The organism is Azospirillum aestuarii (assembly GCF_016632405.1).
Taxonomy (GTDB): domain Bacteria; phylum Pseudomonadota; class Alphaproteobacteria; order Azospirillales; family Azospirillaceae; genus Azospirillum; species Azospirillum aestuarii.
The window spans coordinates 1-7590 of the sequence record NZ_JAEPIV010000069.1 but is presented as its reverse complement, the minus strand read 5'-3'; the positions used below and the strand labels follow the sequence as shown (position 1 = coordinate 7590).

The window sequence follows — 7590 nt, the reverse complement described above, 5'->3', positions numbered from 1 at the left end:
CTCAGCGGCTTAACCTCGCGCCCGCCACCCCCAGCTTCAGCTTCGGTGAATTATCCGGGTTAGTAACGTTACTCCAAAGGTCGTAGTTCCAACTGCGTTACGGAAACCCGGCGGCGGTGACGGTGGACGGGTAATCGCCCCAACTGACTGCGCCGGCCATGTTCACTTTCGGCGCCTCGTTCGAGGCCGTGAAAATAAACATGCAGGGTAGGGCGGCCATGTCGATTTTCCCAACCATCCCGTAGGGCCGGATCAGGCGGCGTGGGCGCTCCCGCAAGTGGGTTCCCGAAAACCGCCGTCCAGGTCAAGCGGAGTGCCGAATCAGGCAACTTGCGCAAATCCGCAAGCCGGCCGCCCGAACCACCACGCATAGCCGCGCGCATAATCCGCGCCCGATTCTGTAAAGCCCAGCGTCGTCGGCGTGGGCAAATCCGCCGAAACGTCAACAGCGCGCGGGTTTGTCAACCGGGCCTCGAAATGTCAACCGGCCGCCCGGCCCCCGCCCGGCGGCTTGCCCTTTTCCGGAGTCCTGCGTGGTGGCGAGCAGCAAGGCAGCGAAAATGCCCTGCCGCAGAGCGAAAATATCAACGAAATCAGTGTTCTCCGCGCTGCGCGGATAACCCACCCCAGCCCGCCCGGACCTCCGCGGCGGGCTTCTCCTTTTCCGGAGTCCACATGACCGAGCTCATCAGCCCGAAGCTGGTCCGCCGGCAGTACGGCGACCTAACTCCTCACGAACACTGGTGCCCCGGCTGCAACGCCATGCACCAGATCGCTGTGGACACCCCGTTCCGCAACGGCGCCCGGTGGACCTGGGACGGCAACGCTGCGGCGCCAACCTTCAGCCCCTCGGTGAACATCACCCTGAAGTTCGCGGCGAACAGCGGGCGGGCCGCCCAGGTCTGCCGCCACTTCATCCGTTCAGGCCGAATCGAGTTCTGCGCCGACAGCTCGCACGCTCTCGCCGGCCAGACGGTGGACCTGCCGAACATCCCGGCGGACGAGCTGGACCGACTGCTTCAGCGCCGGTCCAGTTCACCGCTCCTATCGACCATGTGCGGTGCTGATCTGTCTCGGTTCGCCGAGATCACGCTGCACGGATGCGCTCCAGGAACGTATCGACCCGCTGGGACATCGTGCCGGCTTGTTCATGCAGGATGCCGGAGACACTCAGCACACCCGCCGACAGGTGGCCTGTGTCCACCGATGCCTGTGTCACCTCGCTGATGATCAGGCTGACGCTCTGCGTGCCCTTCGACGCCTCCTGGATGTTGCGGGTGATTTCCAGGGTCGCAGCCGACTGCTCCTCGACAGCGGCGGCGACAGCGGTCGTGATCCCGTTGATCCGGTTGATCGTGACTCCGACGTCGTTGATGGCCACCGCGGACCCGCGTGCTGCATTCTGCATGGCGGCGATCTGTGCAGCGATTTCGTCCGTGGCCTTGGCGGTTTGGGAGGCCAGATGCTTCACCTCGCCGGCGACGACGGCGAAGCCCTTGCCGGCCTCTCCAGCCCGGGCCGCCTCGATGGTCGCGTTGAGCGCCAGGAGGTTGGTCTGCGAGGCGATATGGTTGATTAGGTTGACGACATCGCCAATACGTTGTGCGGCGTCGACCAAGCCATTGACCGTGCTGGTCGTGGTATCGGCTTGGGCCACGGCCTCCTGGGAAATTTGGGAGGAAATGGCGACTTGACGGCTGATGTCGGCGACGGACGCGCTGAGCTGCTCCGATGCGCTTGCCACCGTCTGGACGTTGATCGATGCCTGCTCGGCTGCGCTCGCCACGTCCAGCGACCGCTGGCTGGTCTGGGTGGCCAGTTCCGCCATGCGCTCGGCCGCCGACTGCATCTCCAGCGACTTCGCACCTGAATCCTGAACGATGCCTTTGACCTCCTGCTCGAAGTTCGCCGCCAGCCGGTTCAGCACGTCCGAGCGGGAACGCCGCTCCGCTTCCGCGTAGGTTTCAAGCAACAGTTCGAGGTCCATCCAGGCAATCTTGCTCAAGGTGTTGCGGACCGCCGCTTTGCGATCGGCTTCGGCGCGCCCAAACAGCCGTGGAGAAACGACCTCCAAGTTCAGGGTCTCGATAATGCCCTGAGTAACGGTATGGTGACAGATGGCGACCGCGTAGCTCGGGACACCGTTGTCATAGAACGCCTCAGCCAGCCGATTAGCGGACTCTGCAAAGCCCGCATCGAACCGCCCGGCCGCCACCCGGACCCAGTGCGCAACCCGCAGCGCGTGGACCTCGGGCTTCATCAAGGTGGCGTGGATCTCCGGCCACTCGGCGAACCGTGCATGCCAAGCCTCCAAGAGGCGGGGCAACTCCTGGTCGGCGAAAGCCGCATTGGAACGGAGAATTTGAATGTCCGCATCGGTGATGCCGAAGGTCTTAAGGCGCCTCTGCATATCGACATCGTGATCGCGCATTGATTCCCCCAGAGTGTCCAAGCCGCCGGATTCAACGGATGATCTGTAGTCCGACGCTTGGCATGCTAGAGCAAGATCGATGCCACCGTTGGGATCGGCGAAACCCCTGAGAAAATCGAATGCATAAACGTGTATGTGTGCCGACACGGAAGGGGAAAGTTAGCGTGCGTCGCATTTTGGGAGTATGATGTGCGAAATGCAAATTTTGAAACATTACAGGGAAAGTGGATTTTGGCTGAGCCCGCCGGACGTGTTCGGCTGAGGCGCGTTTCAACCCATTCCCTGCCGCCGGTCCGCCGCTCTGGCACGCACGTCCTGCGCTTCGAGCCGATTCTGCACGGCTTGCGCGACCACCTCCCGGCTCTGCTCCTGTAACGACCGCGCCCGCTTGAATGCGTCCTCCCGAAGACGGGGGAGTCGCTGAAGCCGGGCTGCGGAAGTGCGTGCGTCCATGTTTGTCTAACCGGCTCAGCGTTCCTCTGTTCCAGACATCACCAACCCGAGTTCCAACCTGCCGCCCGGCCCCTGCCGAGGCGGCTTATTTTTATTCCCAGAGGAGGAGCGATCCCCATGCTGCCACTGCCCATCCCCATCATCTCTGCCCTGGCCCCGGTGCTGAGGGCACGCTTTTGACGGCATACCGGGTTTCACCGGCGGGAAACGCTCCCATCTCTACGGCACCCGGTCACGGCGGGGAAAGGAGTCCCCAGCCCCAGCAGAGAAGGGAACCATGAGCAACCTGAGCAAAGTTCTCGGTGTCATCCTGGCCAATGGACTGGCCGGTCGCACCGGCCGGGGACCAGCCTTTGCCGCTGCGCTGCCTCTGGTCCTTGGCAAGAAAGGCAAAAAGAAGAAGAAGGGCCATTACGGCCATGGCTACGGCGCTCCGCAGGTGCCGGCTGGTGGCATGGGCTTGTTCCAGAAGGCGGGGCTCGCTTCTCTCGCCTACCTCGCTTACAAGGCGTATCAGGACAACCAGAAGCGCCCCACCGCCGCCGGTCATCCTTCGGCCCAGCCGAGCGGACCGGTGAGCGGCAGGGGCTTGAGTGGCATTCTCGACCGGTTCGGCCTTGGAGGGGCGCTGGGCGGTGTTCTGGGCGGCGCGGCGGCGGGAGGGGCCGTCGGCGGCCTCGGCGACCGTCTGGCCAACGTTCTGCGTGGTGGCACGCCGGAGCCTGACCTCGGTGACGCAAAGGCGCTTCTGTTGATCCGCGCCATGATCGCGGCGGCAAATGCCGATGGCCGCATCTCGATCGATGAGCAGCGGCGGATACTCGACAGCCTCGACGCAGCCCAAGCCGAACCGGAAGACCGCCGGATCGTCGAAGCCGAGTTGCGCACGCCGCGGCCCATGGATGACATCATCCGTGAAGTCCGCGACCCTGAGACTGCCGAGCAGGTCTATCTCGCCTCCGAACTGGCGGTGCGCGGCGGCAACGACGTCGATCGCCAGTATCTTGCCTACCTTGCCTCTCGTCTCGGCCTGACCGACGCGCGCCGTCGCGAACTCGACTCGATGATCTGATGTTCTGACCGACGCAGGCCATCGATCTCCCCAGTACACAGATCGGCCGTCAGCAAAAACACGATGTGATCCCGTTGTGGTACTGGGGCTCGGGCACGCCAAGCTCTGATGACCTGCGCATCTGAACAGGATGCGCCTGACGCGCCACCCTGACAATCACCCCGCCGCCCGGCTCCCGCCGAGGCGGCTTTTTTTATGCCCGAAGGAGGGGCACCCATCATGCTGCCACTGCTCATCCCGATCCTCACCGCCCTGGCCCCGGTGCTACTGCCGGAGGTCGCCAAGGCCGCCCTCGGCGGCGGCGAGACCGCCCAGAAGGTCGGCGAGGCCGCGGTGTCCGTCGTCTCGGCTGTGACCGGCGTGCCGATCAGCACCCCGGCGGATGCCGAGCGCGCCGTCGCTGCGGTGCAGACCGATCCCGCCAAGCTGGCCGAGTTGTACCGGCAGCAGGGCGACCAAGTCGTGGCGCTGCTGCGGCTGGACAACGAGGACCGGGCCGACGCTCGCGCGCAGACCGTCCAGCTTGCCCAGGCCGGCAGCCGCATCTCCTGGGGCGCGCCCATCGTGTCGACCATCGTCCTGGTGACGTTCGGCATCGTGCTGTACCGGGTGCTGAGCCAGCCGGCGGGCGCGATCGACCAGAACGCCACGCTGATGCTCGGCGCCCTGACCACCATGGCGTCGGCGGTGGTGTCCTACTGGGTCGGCTCCAGCGCCGGCAGCGCGGCGAAGGACAAGCTGCTGCGGAAGTGAGGGGTGCCATGATCGTTCCCCACCTCTCCGACCTCGCCGGGGCCGCCGGGTTCGTCCTGGTGGCCCTCTGGCCCTGGCTGTCCGGTCGGCGCGCTCTGCTGGCCGGGCAGGGCGCATCCGCCGCCGCGTTCGCGCTGCACTACCTGCTGATCGGGGCCGCGACCGGTGCGGCACTCTCCGGACTGTCCGTCTTGCAGGTCGCCACCGCCTGGCCTGACGACCGGCCGAGCTGGTGCCGGGCGGTGTACATCGCCACGGTGCCCGCGCTTGCCGTGCTGGCCGCCTCGACCTGGGCGGGTTGGCCATCGGCCTGTGCGGCGGCCGGGATGATCCTCGCCACCGCGGCGCGCTGGTGCCGGTCCGCCCTCCTGCTCCGCCTACTGTTCCTGCTGGCCGGCGCCTGCTGGGTCACCCATGACCTGCTGACCGGGAGCCTGTTCGGGTTGGCCGCCGACCTGCTCTGCATGGCCGGGCTGGTCTACGGCGCGCTGCGCGATTGCGTACCTCGGAAGCGTGACGAAGCAGCGCTCCGCCAGCCACTTCCTACCTCCCAAGCGCCAACGCCGGGGCTGCCTTCCGTTGAGCCGCGATGAGGAGCAGGATCAACAGGAACGGCCGGATGCAGGTGAGAACGAGAAGAATGCCAGCGTTTCCTGGCGCATAGTTCCCTGCAACCCAAATCTGATGAAAGTGGCCGTATGCCACGCCGATGTAGAACAGCGATGCGTAGGTCACGACCGCTGCCTTGAAGTCGAGGGATCTGCGGAAGGCGAGCACTCCCATGATCCCCAGCGCTATGTCGGCGACGCCGATCTCGAACTGAAAGGGGCTCGTCGTCCATCCGATGAACGCTGCGGCGCGCTCCGGAGCGAACACATGGAACAACCCCGCCCAGAGGGCATCGACGCCAACGGCGAGCAGCAGCAGCCAGGACAGATAGCCTTCCGGGGTCCGATCGGATCGACTGAGAGTTGGAATGATGATCGCCAGCAGGAAGGTGATCAATGGAATGTGCGTCAGGACAAATCGTATCAAATTAGCGACGTCCATTTCGTCCTCCATGGAAGAGACGACAAGCAAAAGTTGAGACGTTTATCTCGCTCATTCCAAGAGGCTATCGGAAATACCCCGATGTAGACGCGGGCTGCGCGCCTGTATCTGTTATGGCGAGGTGCGCAACCGCATCGATCCTGCGAACTGATGTCTGCAGATCGTCGGCCTGACTACCCAACCCCTATCTTCAATCAAAGGATACCAACCGTGAACGCTATGTTCCCGGCGCGCACCCTCGCGCCCGACTTCCGCCTCGTCGAGACCTTGTCGGTGAGCGCCAGCCCGCTGGTCCCGGCGCTGGGATGGGCATGACAGCGGAGCTGGTCACCGCGATCCCAACTTCGTGTCAACGACTCTTTGTTCTTGAAAAGCTCTTCTCCTGCGCCATCCTCCCAACAAGGTCAGGTGGGTGGAGGTGAGCATGCAGGCGCCAGAGCCGATAGTGATGCGGTCATGCCCGGTCGTGTCTGTTGAGGCCGTGGTGCCGGCGGGATTCCCGTCGCCCGCGGCGGACTATGTGGAAGGCCGAATCGATCTCGCCGAGGTGCTGGTGCCCCACCCTTCCGCCTCCTTCACCTTGCGCGTCTCCGGCCATTCCATGGTCCGAGCCGGCATCCATGACGGCGACCTTGCCATTGTCGATCGATCGCTGACCGCGCGTCATGACGATGTGATCGTCGCGGTGCTGGATGGCGAACTGACGTGCAAGCGCTTGCTGAAGCGTGGCGCCCGCGTGTGGCTGGTGCCGGATTCAGATGATACCGCATACCGTCCGGCCGAGGTCACCGACCGGCCCGACTTTGAAATCTGGGGCGTCATCACGAGCACCATCCGACTGCATCGACGGTGATGACCATGGCGCCGCTGCGGGTCTACGGACTGGTGGACTGCAACAACTTCTACGTCTCATGCGAGCGGGTCTTTGATCCCCGGCTTGAAGAGGGCAGCGCGATAAGTGTCAGCTAAACAACGCTAAGGCAGAACGAGCTGAGAACATGGTGGTCAGGCAGCCCGACGTTGGCGCTCAAGGTTGAGCGGGCGCCGGCCGGCCGGTGTGGACGCCGCCCGTTCCCACAGGAAATCGCCCGACAGGCCGATGTGTTCCCAGCCGACCGGAGACGTGTGGGCAAGGAGTTCATCAGGCACCGCCTCTCCCTTCGCACGAAGGTGCGCAATGGCATCGGCCATGTAGGTAGAGTTCCAATAGACGATGGCCGCGATCAGCAGGTTCAGTCCCGAGGCCCGGTATTCCTGAGTCTCTGTGCCGCGATCGGCAATCCGGCCTTGCTTAAAGGTACAGATCGCCTGGGTCAGGGCGTGGCGCTGTTCTCCCTTGTTGAGACCGGCGTGGCAGCGCCGCCTCAGTTCCGGGCTCTCCAACCAGTCGAGCATGAACAGAGTGCGTTCGATCCGGCCAAGCTCCTGGAGAGCAAGGTCGAGTTGGTTCTGCCGCTCATAAGCCGCCAGCTTCTTCAGCATGGTGGACGGCGCGACCGAACCGCTCTTCAGGGATGCGACCAGGCGCACGACCTCATCCCAATGCTCGCGGATGACCTCCACCTTGATCCGCCGTCCGAGAAGCGGCAGCAAGGCCTTGTAGGATCCGGAAGGTTCGATGCTGGCCAGCTTCCGGTCGGGGAAGTCACGCAGCCGGGGACAGAAGCGGAAACCGAGCAGTGAGCAGAGAATGAAGACATGGTCGGACACGCCCCCGGTGTCCACATAATGGGTGTCGATCTTCAAGCTGGTGCCGTGGTGGAGCAGCGAGCTATGCTGGAATCTGGGTGATGACGGTCTGAGGAGGGCGGCGTATCGAGGTGGGTGACCA

General features: G+C 64.2%; 7 protein-coding genes and 2 pseudogenes. 5 read left to right on the top strand and 4 right to left on the bottom strand.

All coding sequences use genetic code 11. The features are described 5' to 3' along the window. Positions 1-97: 97 nt before the first annotated feature. Positions 98-220 (bottom strand): hypothetical protein, encoded by a 123-nt coding sequence (locus JJL56_RS33840; protein WP_282188973.1) that lies wholly within the window; start codon positions 218-220, stop codon positions 98-100. A 257-nt stretch (positions 221-477) separates the two neighbouring features. On the opposite strand from JJL56_RS33840, the pseudogene JJL56_RS34025 reads away from it, so the two are divergent. Further along, positions 478-930 (top strand): annotated as a pseudogene (locus JJL56_RS34025) (ubiquitination-like system serine protease family protein); the annotation flags it as partial. A gap of 157 nt (positions 931-1087) precedes the next feature. Here JJL56_RS34025 and JJL56_RS32410 read toward each other — a convergent pair. Next, complete coding sequence (locus JJL56_RS32410) at positions 1088-2431, bottom strand: globin-coupled sensor protein (RefSeq protein ID WP_200487880.1); 1344 nt, start codon at positions 2429-2431, stop codon at positions 1088-1090. Positions 2432-3161: 730 nt separating this feature from the next. Between JJL56_RS32410 and JJL56_RS32405 the strand changes: the two genes are divergently transcribed. The 3 genes from JJL56_RS32405 (at position 3162) to JJL56_RS32395 (ending at position 5302) form a co-directional block, all read left to right on the top strand. After that, a complete protein-coding gene (locus JJL56_RS32405; protein WP_200487879.1) occupies positions 3162-3956 on the top strand; it encodes a tellurite resistance TerB family protein in 795 nt (264 codons plus the stop codon). Positions 3957-4175: 219 nt separating this feature from the next. Then, the gene (locus tag JJL56_RS32400; RefSeq protein WP_200487878.1) at positions 4176-4709 is read left to right on the top strand and encodes a hypothetical protein; all 534 of its coding nucleotides are present in this window, start codon (positions 4176-4178) and stop codon (positions 4707-4709) included. Positions 4710-4717: 8 nt separating this feature from the next. After that, the gene (locus JJL56_RS32395) at positions 4718-5302 is read left to right on the top strand and encodes a YgjV family protein (RefSeq protein ID WP_200487877.1); all 585 of its coding nucleotides are present in this window, start codon (positions 4718-4720) and stop codon (positions 5300-5302) included. On the opposite strand, the gene JJL56_RS32390 is transcribed toward JJL56_RS32395, so the two are convergent. Continuing rightward, positions 5253-5759: a DUF6790 family protein gene (locus JJL56_RS32390; protein WP_200487876.1), complete on the bottom strand. Its 507-nt coding sequence runs from the start codon at positions 5757-5759 to the stop codon at positions 5253-5255. The two genes, JJL56_RS32395 and JJL56_RS32390, sit on opposite strands and share 50 nt — an antisense overlap. 424 nt (positions 5760-6183) lie before the next feature. Between JJL56_RS32390 and JJL56_RS32385 the strand changes: the two genes are divergently transcribed. Further along, positions 6184-6612 (top strand): LexA family protein, encoded by a 429-nt coding sequence (locus JJL56_RS32385; RefSeq protein WP_247891378.1) that lies wholly within the window; start codon positions 6184-6186, stop codon positions 6610-6612. A gap of 152 nt (positions 6613-6764) precedes the next feature. Here JJL56_RS32385 and JJL56_RS32380 read toward each other — a convergent pair. Continuing rightward, positions 6765-7526 (bottom strand): annotated as a pseudogene (locus tag JJL56_RS32380) (Tn3 family transposase); the annotation flags it as partial. Between the last annotated feature and the right edge of the window lie 64 nt (positions 7527-7590).

Bases quoted from the DNA above. Each gene is read 5' to 3' on its own strand.
- JJL56_RS33840 (WP_282188973.1), bottom strand. From the start codon at position 220: ATGGCCGCCCTACCCTGCATGTTTATTTTCACGGCCTCGAACGAGGCG.
- JJL56_RS32410 (WP_200487880.1), bottom strand. From the start codon at position 2,431: ATGCGCGATCACGATGTCGATATGCAGAGGCGCCTTAAGACCTTCGGC.
- JJL56_RS32405 (WP_200487879.1), top strand. From the start codon at position 3,162: ATGAGCAACCTGAGCAAAGTTCTCGGTGTCATCCTGGCCAATGGACTG.
- JJL56_RS32400 (WP_200487878.1), top strand. From the start codon at position 4,176: ATGCTGCCACTGCTCATCCCGATCCTCACCGCCCTGGCCCCGGTGCTA.
- JJL56_RS32395 (WP_200487877.1), top strand. From the start codon at position 4,718: ATGATCGTTCCCCACCTCTCCGACCTCGCCGGGGCCGCCGGGTTCGTC.
- JJL56_RS32390 (WP_200487876.1), bottom strand. From the start codon at position 5,759: ATGGACGTCGCTAATTTGATACGATTTGTCCTGACGCACATTCCATTG.
- JJL56_RS32385 (WP_247891378.1), top strand. From the start codon at position 6,184: ATGCAGGCGCCAGAGCCGATAGTGATGCGGTCATGCCCGGTCGTGTCT.